The 16,245-nt window shown below is 63.1% G+C and carries 8 protein-coding genes and 5 pseudogenes; 7 read left to right on the forward strand and 6 right to left on the reverse strand.

Features of this window, described 5'->3' with window-relative positions; translation table 11 throughout:
• Nucleotides 1-183: 183 nt before the first annotated feature.
• Both HAP54_RS43445 and HAP54_RS43450 read right to left on the reverse strand, forming a co-directional pair.
• Nucleotides 184-1,262: pseudogene (locus tag HAP54_RS43445) on the reverse strand (metal-dependent hydrolase family protein).
• A gap of 251 nt (nt 1,263-1,513) precedes the next feature.
• Nucleotides 1,514-2,869: an MFS transporter gene (locus HAP54_RS43450; protein WP_166297526.1), complete on the reverse strand. Its 1,356-nt coding sequence runs from the start codon at nt 2,867-2,869 to the stop codon at nt 1,514-1,516.
• Between the two features lie 197 nt (nt 2,870-3,066).
• Between HAP54_RS43450 and HAP54_RS43455 the strand changes: the two are divergent.
• From HAP54_RS43455 to HAP54_RS43475, 6 genes and pseudogenes are all read left to right on the forward strand, one after another.
• Nucleotides 3,067-3,779: pseudogene (locus tag HAP54_RS43455) on the forward strand (IS5 family transposase).
• Nucleotides 3,780-3,821: 42 nt separating this feature from the next.
• A complete protein-coding gene (locus tag HAP54_RS43460; protein WP_414646167.1) occupies nt 3,822-4,742 on the forward strand; it encodes a LysR family transcriptional regulator in 921 nt (306 codons plus the stop codon).
• Between the two features lie 230 nt (nt 4,743-4,972).
• A pseudogene (locus HAP54_RS43465) lies at nt 4,973-6,235 on the forward strand (calcium-binding protein); the annotation flags it as partial.
• Nucleotides 6,234-6,464, forward strand: a pseudogene (locus HAP54_RS52675) (hypothetical protein); the annotation flags it as partial. The pseudogenes HAP54_RS43465 and HAP54_RS52675, both read left to right, overlap by 2 nt.
• 15 nt (nt 6,465-6,479) lie before the next feature.
• The gene (locus HAP54_RS43470) at nt 6,480-7,148 is read left to right on the forward strand and encodes a calcium-binding protein (protein ID WP_339156810.1); all 669 of its coding nucleotides are present in this window, start codon (nt 6,480-6,482) and stop codon (nt 7,146-7,148) included.
• Nucleotides 7,149-7,794: 646 nt separating this feature from the next.
• Nucleotides 7,795-9,552, forward strand: coding sequence for a caspase family protein (locus HAP54_RS43475; protein ID WP_166297532.1), 1,758 nt, complete (start codon nt 7,795-7,797; stop codon nt 9,550-9,552).
• 167 nt (nt 9,553-9,719) lie between these two features.
• Here HAP54_RS43475 and HAP54_RS43485 read toward each other — a convergent pair.
• From HAP54_RS43485 to HAP54_RS43500, 4 genes and pseudogenes are all read right to left on the reverse strand, one after another.
• Nucleotides 9,720-11,062: pseudogene (locus HAP54_RS43485) on the reverse strand (IS1380-like element ISBdi2 family transposase).
• Between the two features lie 348 nt (nt 11,063-11,410).
• Nucleotides 11,411-12,058, reverse strand: a complete 648-nt coding sequence (locus tag HAP54_RS43490; protein ID WP_166297534.1) for a DUF4384 domain-containing protein — start codon at nt 12,056-12,058, stop codon at nt 11,411-11,413.
• A 20-nt stretch (nt 12,059-12,078) separates the two neighbouring features.
• Complete coding sequence (locus HAP54_RS43495; protein WP_166297536.1) at nt 12,079-13,857, reverse strand: caspase family protein; 1,779 nt, start codon at nt 13,855-13,857, stop codon at nt 12,079-12,081.
• A 140-nt stretch (nt 13,858-13,997) separates the two neighbouring features.
• Nucleotides 13,998-15,719, reverse strand: a complete 1,722-nt coding sequence (locus HAP54_RS43500) for a hypothetical protein (protein WP_166297538.1) — start codon at nt 15,717-15,719, stop codon at nt 13,998-14,000.
• Between the two features lie 156 nt (nt 15,720-15,875).
• Here HAP54_RS43500 and HAP54_RS43505 point away from each other — a divergent pair, with 156 nt between their 5' ends.
• Nucleotides 15,876-16,157 carry a hypothetical protein gene (locus HAP54_RS43505; protein ID WP_029080213.1) on the forward strand — a complete coding sequence of 94 codons (282 nt, stop codon included), beginning with the start codon at nt 15,876-15,878 and terminating at the stop codon, nt 16,155-16,157.
• Nucleotides 16,158-16,245 lie beyond the last annotated feature (88 nt).

Below are 16,245 nucleotides of genomic sequence, written 5' to 3' on the forward strand. Positions count from 1 at the left end.
TACTTTGCATGGGGTTGTTTTCGATATTTTGGCATTACCTCCCTGCGACGGCAAGCTATCGCATCCGGCTATCAGCCTCGTCCAATAGCAAGGCCATGACAACGTGGACACCTCAGTTGCAGAAGCCCGCAAGCGCAATATGCGATCGCCATGCCGCACGCGGTGCGAGGTGACAAGGAGGCCCTACCCGCCCAGCCGATCGACCTCGGCCTTGCCGGCCTTCATCACCAGCGGGATGTGCTCGCCCTGGCCGAGCAGGCACGCCACATCGCGCAGCGGATTGCCTTCCACCACCAGGAGATCGGCGAACGCCTCCGGCACGATGCGGCCGAGCTTGCCCGCCATGCCGAGCACTTCGGCGCCGACAATTGTCGCGCTTTCGATCACCGCTTGCGGGCCAAGCACCTCGGCGCGGATCCGGAACTCGTCGCTCTGCAGCCGCTGCGAAGGTCCGAGCAGATCGGACCCGTATCCCATCCTGACGCCGGCCTCGCGGTAGATCGCGAGCGAGCGCAGCCCGGCATCGCGCACGTCGGCGACCTTGGCGACGCTCGCCGCCGGCAGGCCGTATTTCGCGCCCTCGGTGGCCAGCGCCTCATAGGTGACGAGCGTCGGCACCGCATAGGCGCCCTGCTCGGCCATCAGCCGCGCGGTCGGCAGATCGACCAGATTGCCGTGCTCGATGGTCCGCACGCCGCAACGCACGCACGCTCGATCGCCTCGGCGGTGTAGGCATGGGCCAGCACATAGGTGTGACGCGCCCGCGCCTCCGCGACGATGGCGCGGATCTCGTCCTCGCAATAGCCGAAGGCACCGATCGGATCGGTCGGCGACGCGACGCCGCCGGACGCCATGATCTTGATCTGGTCGGCGCCCATCTGGAGCTCCTCGCGCACCGCCTTGCGCACCGCATCGACGCCGTCGACGACGCGTGCGATCGCGCCGACCCGCACGCAGCAGGAGCAGGTCGGGTCGTTCAGATAGTCCGAGCGGGCGCGTCCGTCGCCGTGTCCGCCGGTCTGGCTCAGCGCGCGGCCTGAGACGAACAGCCTCGGACCATCGGTCAGCCCGGTGTCGATCGCCTGCTTCAGCGCGTAGCCGGCGCCGCCGGCATCGCGGACGGTGGTGAAGCCGCGCTTCAGCATGCCGCGCAGCAGCATGGTTGAGCGCAGCGTCACCAGCACATTCGCCATCCGCGCCTGCTGTGACAGGTCGAGCTCGACGGCGACCGCATGCACGTGAAGGTCGATCAGGCCGGGCATCAGGGTCTTGCCCCTGAGGTCGATGACCCGGTCCGCGGCGGCCTCGATCGGCCGGTCGGACACCTCCTTGATCAGGCGATCCTCGACCAGCACGTGATGGCCTTCGAGGAGATCTGGCCGCAGCGGATCGAGCAGCGCGGCATTCTTGAAGAGGATGGTGGACATGATGGTCTCCTTGTCAGGACGCGGCCTGCGTCACTTTGAGCATGATCTTTTTCGGAAAACCGCTGCGCACTTTTCCGGATCATGCTTCACGCAGCTTCGGTTGCGATGTCTTCGAGCGATCGACCGCGCGTCGGCACGCCCATCAGCACGACGGTGACGGCACCGATCAACAGCACGGACGTGGTGACGCCGAACACGCCGGCAAAGCCGAAATTGGGATAGAGATAGCCGACCAGGATCGGCGCGATGATCGCACCGATGCGGCCGATCGCAGATGCGAGCCCGGCGCCGGTGGTGCGGATCGCGGTCGGAAACACCTCGGCCGTGTAGGCATAGACACCTGCATAGGTGCCGTTCATGAAGAACGACAGCAGCAGGCCGGCCAGCATGATCTGTCCGTCGCTTTTGGCAAAAGCGAGCCCGAGCGCGCCGGCGCCGCCGAGCAGCATGTAGGAGGCGATCGTGGCCTGCCTTCCGATCCGCTCGTTGAACCAAGCCGCGGTGAAATAGCCGGGCACTTGCGCGCAATACATCGCGAGCGAGTAGCCAAAACTCTTGGTGATGCTCATGCCGTTCTGGACCAGGAGGCCGGGAATCCAGACGAAGAAGGAATAGTAGCTGAAGGTGATCGACAGCCACATGATCCAGGTCATGGTGGTGATCCGCGCCTGGCGGCCGGCCAAGAGCGCGGCAAAATTGCTCAGCAGTGTCCCCGACGATGCGGCCGGCGCAGCGGGCTCTGCGACCGCAGGCGGCAGCACGCGGCCCTCGCGCGCGAAGCTGGCCTCGATCTTGTCGAGCACCGCCTCGGCTTCCTGCACCCTGCCCCGGCTTTCCAGCCAGCGCGGCGATTCCGGCAGCGAGCGGCGCCACCACAACAGCATCACGACCGGCACGGCGGTGATGACCAGCACGATGCGCCAGCCGTTCTCGTAGGCGGGCACGATGAAATAGCCGAGCAGCGCCGCAGCGACGAAGCCGAAGGAGAAGAAGCCGGCGAGCGCGCCGGTGAAGCTGCCGCGGTAACGCCGCGCCACGAACTCTGCGAGGTATGGCGCGATGATCGCGCTCTCCGCGCCGGTGCCCATACCGGCGACAACGCGTGCAGCGAAGAACGACGGCCAGCTGTCCACCGCCGCGCTCGCCAGCGAGGCCGCGCTGTAGAGCGCGAGCGCCGACATCATCACCGCGCGGCGGCCGATCAGGTCGCCCAGCATCCCCGCGAACAGCGCGCCGAACAGATAGCCGACAAAGGTGCTGCTGCCGAGCACGCCGGTCTCGACATTGGTGAGCCCCCACGCCGTGCGCAGCACCGGCAGGATGAACGCCAGAACCGCAGCATCCATCGCGTCGAACAGATAGCCCAGGCCGCCCATCAGCAGCAGGTGAATATGGAAACGCGCGAACGGCAGGCGCTCGATGCGCGCCGATATCATCGACATGAAACATCCCCCTCGGCGCCCCACGGTTCGGCACGCGCCGCGGGGTCAATCGGGGAATGATAGACAAATCGACATTATGGCAATAATTTATAATTATTATCTAGGGCCTGTTTGGATTCCGGATTCTCATCCTGGCTTGGTTGTGATTCAAGCTTGGGATGGACCGATTCGTTTTGACTGATGCCCAATGGGCGAAGATGGAGCCGCTTTGTCTTGGCAAGCCGGGTGATCCCGGCCGGAGCGGCAATAACAACCGGCTGTTTGTCGAAGCCGTGCTGTGGATTGCGCGCACGGGCAGTCCGTGGCGCGATCTGCCGCGCGCCTTCGGCAACTGGATAACCGTGTACACGCGCTTCCGCGACTGGGCCAAGGCGGGCGTCTGGAAGCGCATGTTTGATGCGGTCTCGGACGAGCCGGACATGGAGTACGTCATGGTTGATGCCACCATCGTCAAAGTCCACCGCCACGGACAGGGCGCAAAAGGGGGACGCAAAACCAGGCGATCGGCCGCTCGAAAGGCGGAATGACCACCAAAATCCTGGCACTGACCGACGCGCTCGGCAATCTCCTGCGTTTCGTGCTGCTGCCAGGACAGCGCTTCGACACGGTCGGCGTCCCGCCGTTGATCGAAGGGCTGACCTTCGATGCGATGATCGCCGACAAGGCGTTCGACAGCAACGCCATCATTGCCGACCTCGACGCACGCGGCGCCAAGGTCGTCATCTCCCAGCACCCGCGGCGCGCAAAACCTCTCGCCATCGACGCGGAAATCTACAAATGGCGACATCTGATCGAAAATTTCTTCTGCAAGCTCAAGGAATTCAAGCGGATCGCCATGCGAGCCGACAAAACAGATATCAGCTTCGAAGCCATGATCAATCTCACCGCCGCTGTGATAAATTCAAGATGAATCCAAACAGGCCCTAGTACATCACCAACGTGAATATTGCCGATGGCCTTCCGCACGCTCGACCTCAACCTTCTGAAAGTCTTCGAGGCGCTGATGACCGAGGGCAGCGTCACGCGCGCCGCGAGCGCGCTGACCATGACCCAGCCCGCGGTCAGCAACGCGCTCGCCCGGTTGCGTGACGCGCTCGGCGCCCCCCTGTTCGTCCGCACCGCAAGCGGGATCCGCCCGACGCAGCGCGCCGTGGCGCTGTGGGAGCCGATCGGCGACGCCTTGGAAAACGTCCGCCACGCGCTCGACGAGGATGCCTTCGATCCGCGGCGCACCCAGGCCGAATTCAGCCTGTCGATGTCGGATTACGTCGCCTCGCTGGTGATGCCGCGGCTGCTGAACCGCTTTAATGATGTGGCGCCGTCCGCGCGCATCCACACCATGCCCAACACCATCCTGGAGATCGGCGACCGGCTCGAGGACAACCGGGTCGATTGCGTGCTGAGCGTCTATGTCAACGAGGCGCAGCATCCGCCGGCCGTGATCCGCTCACGCTCGCTGTGGACCGTCGAGTATGCCTGCATGATGCGGCGGGATCATCCGCTCGCCAGGCAGAAGCGGCTCAGCACGCGCAGCTTCCTCGCCGCCAAGCATGTCGATGTCAGCCTCGCCGGCAGGACGCTGCCGACCTACGACCAGTTCCTCGCCTCGCGCGGGCTGTCGCGCAATCTGGTCGCCACCGTCAATCACTACAACGCCGCCTACGAAATCCTGCGGCAGTCCGATTTGATCGCCGTGCTGCCGCGCGATCTCAGCGCGCAGTCCCGCCAAGCACCCGATCTGCACGCGATGCCGGTGCCGCTGCCGGCCCCGCCGCGCGTTGTCAGCCTGTTCTGGCACCAGCGCAACGACACCGTCCCCGCGCAACGCTGGTTGCGCGAGACGCTGGTCGAGCTGTTTGCGCTGATGGCGTGAGCGGGCGGGACGTCGGACGCCGCCCGCCTTCGCCCTTTGGGCTTCGGCGCGGCAGCCCTCGCCCGACCCCGTGTGCCGGAACTGCATCGGGGCCCGGTGCATCACCCAATTGGGTCTTTCCAACCGCCCCGCAATGCGTAACCTAAGGTTTTAACGAGCGCCCTCGTTGGCCCATATTGCCGGAGTTGAGCATGGCCGTTTATACGATCAATCCTCATCCCGAACCGTTCATGTTTGCGTCGTTTCCCAACGGCGATCCGATTTGGCAGATCGTCGAACCGCAAACTGATTTTGTCGCGGAACCCTGGGGTTTGCAGTTCGGCTTTGATCCCGTCTATCCGAGTGGACTGCCCAGCTCCACCTACGGTCTGATCAACATCATCGGGACCGGGCTGACCTATAGCGGAAGCAGTCTGACAGGCGGTGTCGTCACCGGGATTACGTGGACGTCCAGCGACGGGGCGTCGCTTTGGGAATCGATCACCGGGGTCAGCTACACCATCACGTCGAGCCTCGATATTTCAGGGTTGTGGCACGCAATCCTGGCCGGCAACGATACGGTGATCGCGAACAACCCCAACAGCTTCTTTCTCTCGGGCGAGTCCGGCAACGACACCGCCATCGGAGGCGTCGCGCGCGATTATCTGAGCGGCGGTCCCGGGGACGACGTCGTCTACGGCGAGGACGGCAGCGACTCGCTGGGCGGCAATTCCGGCAACGACATTGTCTACGGCGGCAATGGCAACGACTCGGAGTCGGGAGGTGCCGGAAACGACATCCTGCTCGGCGAAGCAGGTGCGGATTACATCACCGGCGATGCCGGCAAGGACGTCATCTACGGTGGCCTCGGCAACGATCAGCTATGGGGCGACACACCCGGCTGGAACCTGTATGGCGGCGACGGCGGCGACGCGGATGTCATCCACGGTGATGCCGGAAACGATACGATCGACGGCGGCAGCGGGGCCGACCAGCTCTATGGCGATGATGGCAATGACCTCATCTATGCCACGTTGGGTTTTGCATTCACGGCAACCACCGACGCCGACTCGCTTTACGGCGGCAACGGCGACGACACGCTCGACGGCGGCGCAGGCAACGATCTGCTTTACGGCGGCTCGGGCACCAACATCTTCATCCTGAGCGGCGGCAACGATACCGCATTCGGCGACCCGCTCGCCCAGAACACGGCCTTATTCGCTGCACCGCTCAGCGCCTTCCAGATATCGCGCGGCAGCGGCAACTCCTTCATTCTCACCGACACGCGCCCGGGATCGCCACTTGGCAGCGCCGCTCTGATTGGCGTGAATACTCTGCAGTTTTCGGACCAGACGTTGTCCCTGGTGACGCTTGGAACATCGCTGGCCGAGACGCTGACCGCGCCATCCTACGGCGGCTGGCTCGAAGGGCTGGACGGGGACGATACGCTGAACGGCAGCTCGGAAGGCGATACGCTGAGCGGCGGCGCAGGAAACGACACCCTCAACGGCGATGGCGGACTTGATCTCGCGGTCGGGCGCAACTGGCAATCTTCTCATTTATCTCACCAGCCCGGTCGTCACCGCGCCCGGGCTTGGCACGGATCAGCTCAATTCGATCGAGGGGTTGGTCGGCGGCGCCTACAACGACGTATTTGTCGGTACGACCGACCCGAACATTTTCTATCTCAACGGCGGCAACGACTACGCCTATGCCCGCGCTGGCGACGACACCGTCTATGGCGGCGACGGCCTCGATGTGTTGCTCGGCGAAGACGGCAACGATGCCCTCTATGGCGGCGCCGGCTTCAATTACCTGTTCGGTGGCGCTGGCGATGATTTGCTCGACGGCACTGGTGGAGCGTCGGCATCGGACGTGAATGTCATGTACGGCGAAACCGGAAACGATGTGCTCTACGGCGACATGGGCACCAATTACTTCTATGGCGGCGCAGGCATCGATACAATGTATGGCGGCGCAGGTCTCAACATCTTCATCTCCTCGGGTGAGACCGACGGCAACGTCATTTACGGCGGTTCAGGCCAGAATTACATCTACGGCTCCAATGGCGGCGATACAGTCACCGGCGGCAGTAGCGTCGACGTGTTTCTGATGGGCTCCGATGCCGACGTGATCAATGGTGGTGGTGGCGTTGACTATGCCTGGGGCGGTGGCGGCTCCGACACATTCACCATCGACGACACGACGTCGGAAGTGATGGTCATCCAGGATTTCAATGCAGGCGGCGTCAATGACATCCTGAACTTCGTGGGGACATCGCTGCATTCGTTTGCCGATGTGCAGGCAGCCGAGACCTACGCCGCCGGTATCGCCTCGACCATCATCACCGATGCCGCAGGCAGCGCAGTTTGGCTGATCGGGATCACACCGGGACAGCTCGACGCGAGCATGTTCAGATTTTCCTGAGCAGTCGCGCCGCGATCCTTGTTCTGGGCCCACGGGTCTCAGCTTCAGCGGATTGGCGTTGCGTCCAGATGAGCGCAGTTCGCGGTCCCATGGAACAGGCTCGCGGCTGCGACAAACAGTCGAGACCAGCCGGTTGAACCTTCGCCACAGGAACCAACAACGCGCCCGTCCCAACCTCACGATCCGGCACGAGCATCGCTTGCGCATCGGACGATGCGCACTCAATTCTGAGTTCACTATCAAGGGATGGAACTTCGCTTGGCGAGCCTTGCCGGTTGCCGGCACTCCCAGCCGCCCTGCGCAAAAGACAAAAAGACAACCATCTCAAGAGCTTACAAGCCGCCCGATGGCGTTCGGATGCTCGCCATGACCCCTACACTCTTCCGTGTGCGCTTGAACGTCCTCCCTGCCCCGAACGACAACATCAGGAATGGATTGGACTCAAGATTGTTACTGTACGGAGGTAGGCCGGCGCTCGTAACGCTTGACGCAGTGGAGTCTGTGCGCGGCCATCTTCGGTAAAGCTGCCATTGTTTCGGGCCGAATTCGGACGTTCGCCATGCGCTTGTACACACACCTCAGAGTTTTTGTTCTTCTTGCTGCTTCAGTTCTCCTGGCGTCTCAGCCTGCCTGGGCGACGAAGCGAGTGGCTCTGGTAGTCGGAAACTCCAATTATCAAAACGCGCCGCTGCTTCCGAATCCTGCCAATGATGCTGCCGCTATCGCCGCGACCCTGAAGGGCGCCGGGTTCGATGTGGTAGAGTCTCGGCTCAACCTGGCCTCGAGCGACATGCGGCGGGCACTGAGGGATTTCGCCGATCAAGCCCGCGATGCAGACGTTGCCGTGGTCTACTATGCAGGTCATGGAATCGAGATCGACGGGACGAATTATCTAATCCCGACAGATGCCAGACTTGAACGCGACACCGATATCTATGACGAGGCCTTCTCGCTCGATCGTATCTTGCTGGCGATCGAGCCCGCCAGGCAACTGCGCGTCGTGATCGTTGACGCCTGTCGCAACAATCCATTTGCCGACACGATGAAACGAACCGTCGCTTCGCGCGCGATCAGCCGCGGGCTCGCCCGGGTAGAACCCGCCGTATCCAATACGCTGATCGCGTTTGCGGCGAAGGCCGGACTGACCGCACTCGACGGCAACAGCACGAACAGTCCATACGCGACAGCACTGGTCAAGTATATCGCAAAGCCTGGACTCGATTTGCGCAGGGCGTTCGGCTTCGTCCGCGACGATGTCTTGCAAGCTACCGGTAATCGACAGGAGCCATACGTTTACGGCTCGCTGGGCGGTGACGACGTTGCGCTCGTGCCAAAGGCAGAGGAGCCGACGCCGCCGCCGGCCAACGCCTCGTCGGAGACTCGTCGTGACTACGAATTGGCCCTGCAGGTCGGCAACAAGGCTGCCATGAGTGCGTTCCTCGCCCAGCATCCCGACGGCTATTACTCAAATCTGGCCAAGCTTCAGCTCAATCAGATCGACGCCGAGGACGCACGCGTTACCGCGACCAAGAAGGCGCAGGAAGCGGAGCAGCAGCAAGCTCGGCTTGTGTCCGAAGGTGCCCAGCGGGCCGAGCAGGAAAAAGCCGCCGCAGATTTCAAGGCTGCGGAGGATGCCCGTATCGCGGCTGAAAGAACAAAGCAGGCAGCGCAGGAACAAGCGACCGAGGCCGAACGGAAGCGGACTGCATCCCAATCCTCAACGGTCGCCATGCTTTCCCCGAACGGACCCGCCCTCGACAGCGCCAGGCCGGACAATCTTGCACCCCCACCCCCCTCCCAGACTAGCGAGGGCGCGAAGGTTGCCGCCTTGAACCCGGCGGCGCCACAGGAGGATCTTGCCAAATCAGTACAGAGCGAATTGAGCCGGGTCGGCTGTTTCACGGGCTCGGTCGACGGCGAGTGGAACGCGGCCTCGCGTCGTTCCCTGACCCTGTTCAACCGGCACGCCGGGACCAAATTTGACGTCAAGCTCGCAAGCCTCGATGTGCTCGATGCGATCAAGCTGAAACCGGCCCGCGTTTGCCCGCTGATCTGCGAGCAAGGCTACAGGGCGGACGGCGATCAGTGCCGCAAGATCACCTGCGCCGAGGGCTCGTTCCTGAACGACGACAACCAATGCGAAAAGCGCCGCGGGAAAAAGCCGGTGGCGAAGCGTAACATGGACGAGCGCCCGTCGCGCGCGAATCGTTCGCTACGCGATATCTCCGAGCCGCAAGCCGATATTCCCCGACGACGACAGGCGACTGCAAGGCCCGCGGGTGGCAGCGGTCAGATCATGTGTGATGCATATCTATGCCGCCCGGTCCGTCGCGGATGTCATCTCGATTACCGTGGCGGCGGAGGTCCCGGCGGCGGTACCGGCAACGTTGAGGTCTGCAACTAGCCCGTCCTATTCGTGAGAGTGCGTTTTTTTAGTCCGATTGATGTGGCCGCACATCTGCTCTGACGAGGCGCGCGGGATTGCCTTCGGCTTTTCACCGCCTGACGACCGGTACTTTGCAACGCGCTTGAGGTGTAGGTTGGGCGAACGGGGGGCGGACGCCCCGCCGGTCAAGGACCGAGCGGCAGCAGCGCGCCTGGCAAGCCGCGGATCAGGTCGGCTTCGGGACATGCCGCGGCAAACGCAAGGCGAATGCGGCTCGTGGTCTCGACGACACGGGCAGCGAGTTTCAAGAGACGAAGACGCAGCGTCGCGAACTCGGCTGTGGCCAATTCCCGGGCTTTGGGAATCGCGTCGCGCACGGTCAGCATCAGCCAATAAGCGGCGGTGTGGAGAACGAGGCGGACTTGATTGGCGAGCGCCGAACGGCAGCTGGTGCGATCGGAGGCGAGCTGTGTCTTATGCAGCTTGATCAGATTCTCGGCTTGGCCGCGCGCGCAATACAGGCTGTCGTAGATCCACTCGGCCGAGCCGACATCGAGGCTGGTGACGACGAAACGGATGTCGAGGCCGAGCATCGTCGCCTCATACGGGCGACGGTACGCCGTTCGCGATCCCAGGACTTGGCCTTGTGGCGCGTCTCGGTATAGCCACGCAGAACCGGCAGGTTCTCGATGGCGCGTCGCGTGCGGATGTCGTCGGCGGCCTCGTCGAGTTTTCTGGCGAGCGGCTTGGTGCCGGACAGACCGAAGATGTAGTCGATGCCGTTGGTCTCGCACCACGCCATTGCCTCCGGCCGGGCATAGTGCCCGTCGCCACGGAACGTAATTCGCGTGTTGTGCCACCGCGTCCGGATATGCCGGATCAGGCGGCGCAGGTGGGCACGCACCTCGACGCCGCCCGGCGTCTTGCCGGGCCGCAGCACGACCGCCACGGGCCGGCTCTTCTCCGTGTCGTAGACGTGGATCGGCAGGAAGCAGCGTTCGTCATAATGAGCGTTGAACAGCGAGAGCTGCTGATGGCCGTGGACGACATCGCAGGTATCATCGATGTCGAGCGTGACGGATGCCGGCTCGCGCGGGTAGCTATCCATCCATGCGTCGACCAAAGTGTAGGTCAGTCGGATCACGTCGCGCAGGCGCGGAGCATTCTCCAGCCGCGACAGCGTCGGTTGGGAACACAGATCGCGACCCGTGTCCGGCAGCCGTCCGCAGGCCAGCTTGAATGCGGGATCGGACCGCAGATGATCGAGGTCGTCGGCGTCCTCGTAGCCGCAGCAGATCGCGAACATGCGCGCGCGGAACATATCGACAAGGCTGTGCACGACCCGCGTCGGATCGCGCCGATCCGGGAACACCCGGGCCAAATTGTCGGCCAAGCCGAGACGCCGCTCGGCCATCGCCAGAAGCATCACGCCCCCGTTCGAGGTCAGCCGACCGCCATCGAAGGCAGCTGTGACTTTCTTGGCGTGAACGGCTGGAAACGAGAAGGGCAGAATCGTATCATCGGTCATGGCGGGCCTGGCGTTCGCGGTTGAGGTGATGGGGTTGGCTTTGCAACCGAATCCTACGCCGCATCAGCGCTTTACACCACGCTCGCCAGCCTCTCAGGCGCACTCTGACGAATAAGACGGGCTAGGACGGCATGCACGGCGGCGCGCCCGAGATCGTGGAAGGGCCGCCGTCTCTTCCGCGATCGGTAAAGCGTGGTTTGGCGACGATTGAGGGCAAGGGAGCTCAGCCGCAGAGCCCTGCATTGAAGAAGCTGAACGTCAGCCTCGGCCACCAGGACATTCACCACATGATCGCGCGGGGCGGTTGCTTCAGCCGCCTGAGCAAGCCGTAGCAACGGGATCGCTTACCTACTTGATGGAGTATGATTTGATGTCGAACGACCAATTGTTCGGCACCAGTTTTCCGCTGCCGCTGTCCGGTACACGCAGCTGACTGGTCCAGTCCGACAGATAGCTCAACGTGTCGGCCGGCCCCTGAAGCTTGCGCTGAATGTCTGGCAAATCGAGCAATTGCGCACGCCGCTCGCTCAGGATCGCAACGATCACAGCGGACCCGGCCGGCGGCGCGACGACATACTCAAATCCACGTTGCTGTGCCGCCGGGGTCGGAACAATGAATTGGACGCCCGGCTTGACAAGATTCATGTCGGCTCCGACCGACTGTGCCAATAGCTCGGCAGTCGGAAAGATCTGGGACATGCGCCCTTCCGCATCGACATCCACCAGCATGAGATACCCAGGCTTCCTGGCGGTTACGCCGAATGACACCTTGCTGCCAATGTTGACAGTTGGACCCGGCAGGATTTCAAGCGACACGCTGGCAGCATTTGCCGGGCCGCGCGGGGCCTGTACGCGCCGGACCGATTGAGCGTTCGTCGCACCTGCAGATGGAGATGCCGACGGCAGCGGCGCCGCGCACGCGACCTCGCTTCCCGCCAGCACCAGCACGATCGCGAGCCATGATTGCTTGCGGCAAACCAGTTCCGCTGGCGACATGACCTGCTTTCCCAAGTTTGTCAGGGAACGCTGAAAAAGCCGATCGACGCGATCCGCGCGTCCGCCGGCAGGTAGCGCTCCAGACTCTTGATGACCTGCCCCGAGGCACGACGCCGGTTGAGCTGCATCAGGACCGTCTCCAGGTCAACCATCCGCTGCTGCGAGGTCACCGCAACGATCTGCTCGGCACCGAACGGCTCACCTACCCGAAGCGGCAGCCGCAGATTTGCCGATCGCGCCAGCGCGGCATCAGAACCCACCGGATACAGCATTTGGATAGTTCCATCACCCGACACGTTGAATAGCAGCACCGCTCGTGAACCGACGTCGGACAATTCGACCTCGACGGTCTGGCCGCTGCGCTGCTGTCGATCATCCGGCCAAATACGCATCACCTGCGGCGACCGCGTCGCCATGCGCTTAAGCTCCCGAATGGCTGCAGTTCGGTTGACCACTGTCGTCAAGCCAGCAACGTCAACACCATAGGCGACCACATCGCCCCAGGCGATGACGTCATGCGACACGGGGTCCCAGATCAGGTCGGGATTATCAGTTGGTTGAACGGCCTGCACACTGGCATCCTGCGGCTTGACGCTGGCGAAATAGTTCATCTTGCCGTCAAGCGCCGCCAAACGGATCGGCGTGGTGAGACGGAAGGGCGGCAGCGCGGCACTGGGCGCGGCCGGGCCGGTCGCGGCGACGCCGGTTGGAGCGGTTTGTGACGTGGCCGTAACGGCCGGCGGCGTGGGGGTTTGTTTTTCGGCGGGCGTGACGGTAGCAGCCTGACCGGAGGCAGCTCTCGCGGCCGTCCCCTGGATCAGCACCACGCCGCGCGTCAGTTCGAAGGCGACGTCGGTTTCCGGCCTCTGTGTCGGCGACGATACCGTCACGATGTTCTGGCGCTGGTCGGACAGTTGATAGACCACCTGCCGAACATTGCTGAAAAGCTCCTTCAGAGTCACTTTGCCATCGTGATTGATGTCCGCGTTGCCCTCCACTGCCCGCGCGACGGCATAACTCAGTGCGCCGCGCAGGCCATCGATGCCGGGGATCCGCACTTCCGGCGCCTTGGTGTTTCGATCGACGGCGGCGATGAACGCAGTGTGGTCGAGATCGAGTTCGGACTTCGGATCGTCGCTGCTCGACACCGGCTTCAATTCATCAACCAGCAGCGTGTAGCGCGGCACCTGTCGAAAGCTCATCTCTGCCGCACGGGGATCGATATCGCGCACCATTCCACCGCCGTGGCAGGTATCCGCAACGAAGATCACTTTCGCGCCACGCAATTCGAACTGCCGGATGAAATGGTTGAATTCGCTTCCCAGAATGCGCTCGGCCGATCCGGCCGGCGTGGTAGCAAATTCGGGCAGCAGGAACACGTTCTCCATTCCGTCGGGTTCGGAGCCCTTGATGCGCTCCGGCTCCTGCGTGCCGTGACCTGCGATCGACAGGAAGATGAGGTCGTTGCTCTTTGTCCGCTCCACCAGTGAGCTGATCTCACGCAGCACGCTTGCCCTATCGACCTCTGCATTGGTCAGTTCGACCACATCGCTGACGCCCATGGTCCTCAGGCTGGACACGATGTCATTGGCGTCGGCGACCGCGCCCTTCAATTTGCGTACATGCTGGTAGTCGTCGACGCCGATGACGAGCGCCCGGAGGGCCGCACCGTCCGGGTTACTTATCGACAGTTCTCCCGCCGCATGCGCGCGCTGGAGTGGCAGGCCGACCAACGTAGCGAGCAGGATGGCGCTACACAGCCAACCGGTCTTTTGATCAAAGCCCTTGAGCCTTCGCATCGTGATCCACCTCGATATCAAGCAGGTCTGCCCTGGAACCACACCGGTAAGGTAGAGCGGCAGGATGCCGTCCGGACCTCCAGAAACCAGCCCGCAGGCAGCGATCCATGTTCATCTGTAGCCCTAGCGAGACCCCAGGTTCAGCGCCGCTTGTTCGCTGTCTTGCGGCCTGCTGGCGCCTCGGTCTCCTGATAGGCGTTCGCGGAAACAGTCGTCTGATCATCTGCGAACGCGCGAAAGCGGACCGGAACGTAGCCGCGCGCGAGCAGGCTTGCCAGCGGATAGACGTTGCGGCAGACGCGACCGTTGCAGCCGCCCGTCGAGGATTCCATGACCTCCGCCTTGCGATCCGGCGTGAACCGCAGGAACAACATCACGTGGGAACCCGGCTTGTTCAGGGCGTCACCAGGCTTGAGGTCCCAGGGGTTAGTCACGGGTGCGGCGATCGCGGGGATGGCGGCGGTCGTGTAGTGGACGGAAAGTCCCCACGCGGCGCTGACGAATGCCGAACAGTCGACGCCGGCCACATCCGGCCGTGGCTCGTTGCGGGTGCAGACATTGCCCGCCAGCGTCCCGCTTTCGATCCGCTGCCGGAAGTTCGCGAGCGAACCGTGGCAACCCCAGCAATAGGGCACGCCGCGCACTTCCTGGTTTACCTTGCCCTGCAGATACCACGGCCGGCGAATACGGCTGAAACCGGAGCATTGGCTGTCGGGATCGTTACCGTAGTTCGCCGGTGTCAGCTTCCACTGAACGCCCTCAAAGGCGAAGGCCGTCTCGATCGCCTGCTGGCGATTGGACGGCCGCACGGCGGCAGTCGCATTGAACTTGATATCCGGCTGCGCCGCCGGCGCGGCCGGAGTGCGCGATGGCCGGACGTCAATGACGGATACCTTTCCCATGGGCCGGAAGCCGACACCAACCACCTCAACCCCCTCCGGCTTGGTACGCAGAAAATAAACATCGCCATCGCCTGAGACGGTGACGAACCGCCGGGTCACGGGCGTGTTTTCCAAAGGCAACTCGTAGATGCCCTCCAGGCGTCCGTTCGCGGCATAGCGTGCAACGAATGTGGCGGCATTCTTGCCCGACGGCGGAATGTCCTCGGCCAGCAAGTAGAAGCGATCACTGTTGTCGATCTCGAGAAACTCCACGGTGCCGAGCTGGTTGCGGACACGCAGGCCGAGCTGACCGATGGTCTCGTTGGACACCATGGTCTGGATTTCGACCCGAACGCTGGCATTGCCCTTGTCGGGAATAATATCAGCGATCACCGATCCCTTGCTGCGCGAGGCGATATACTGCCGGTCGGGCTGTCGCGTCGTCCTTACGATGGCCGCGCGGGTATTCTGATCGAGCAAGTCGGTTGGACTGCTCAGCGCCTGCGAGCCCATTTGGGCGAAGGCCGAAACGGCGACCTGGTCGTCCGTGCCGCGGGACGAAACTTCCTCAAGCTGGATCACGTCTCCGCCTACCCCGCGCGTGGACTGTCCCGGTGCCGCCTTCAGCATCCGTACGCCGCCGTCCCAAACCATGATGTCGTCGTTACGGACGACGAGGTCGGTGGGCTGGACATCGCCAGGCATCTTCAGGATGTCAGGCGCAGTGTTCGGTTGCTTGGGGTCGAACTGCAGAATGCGGCCGTTGACCTGATCAAGCACAAACAGGTTTCCCTGTCCGTCAGCGCTGAGCGCTTGCGGGCCCCCGAGTTCGACGTCCTGGCCGGCCGGGACGATCCCTACCATGGAGGCAGCCGAACCACCGGCAAAGCTTCGCACGACGGCATCGTCGGCCTTTGCGCCGGTTGCAGCGAAGGCCGCGCCGACGATAGAAAGCCAGATCCAGCTAGATCGACGAAACATATCCGCCTCAATGTAACCGAACCGAATGCGGCGTCAGTCCGACTAATCCAAGACTGCGCGAGCGCAGCGTCAATTAGTGGCTAGCAACCCCAATCCCGTTCAACTCTTTCACTGGACGGTGATAGTCCGAACTCCTTCAGCTTGCAGTGCAAAATCATGGCCAAAAACAGATTTGAGCAAGTCAGCGAAATCCAGCCCGACGCGATTACTCTGGTTTTGAGGCGCGACGATGGGGGCGCCTCCGGGTCGATCGTGTTGCCAGCCGCCGCAAGCGGGGGACGCCTGAGCAGCGACCAGGTCAGCGCCCATATGCCGGCCCAGGACGCCTTTCGCGGCGCAATCCGGCTAGCCAATGACATGAAGCTCGCGATCGTGGTTTGCGACCGGGATGGCGTCTGGAAGCCGGAATGGGGAGAGCTTTACCAGGCGATCGATTGACCCCACACGGGCAGACGCTGCGGCGCCGCATGGAGGCCGGCATGGCAAATGGTGCGTTAAGCGGGCTGTCGTTGCGGTCGCGAGCCCT

This window comes from Bradyrhizobium sp. 2S1, from assembly GCF_011516625.5.
GTDB lineage: Bacteria > Pseudomonadota > Alphaproteobacteria > Rhizobiales > Xanthobacteraceae > Bradyrhizobium > Bradyrhizobium septentrionale.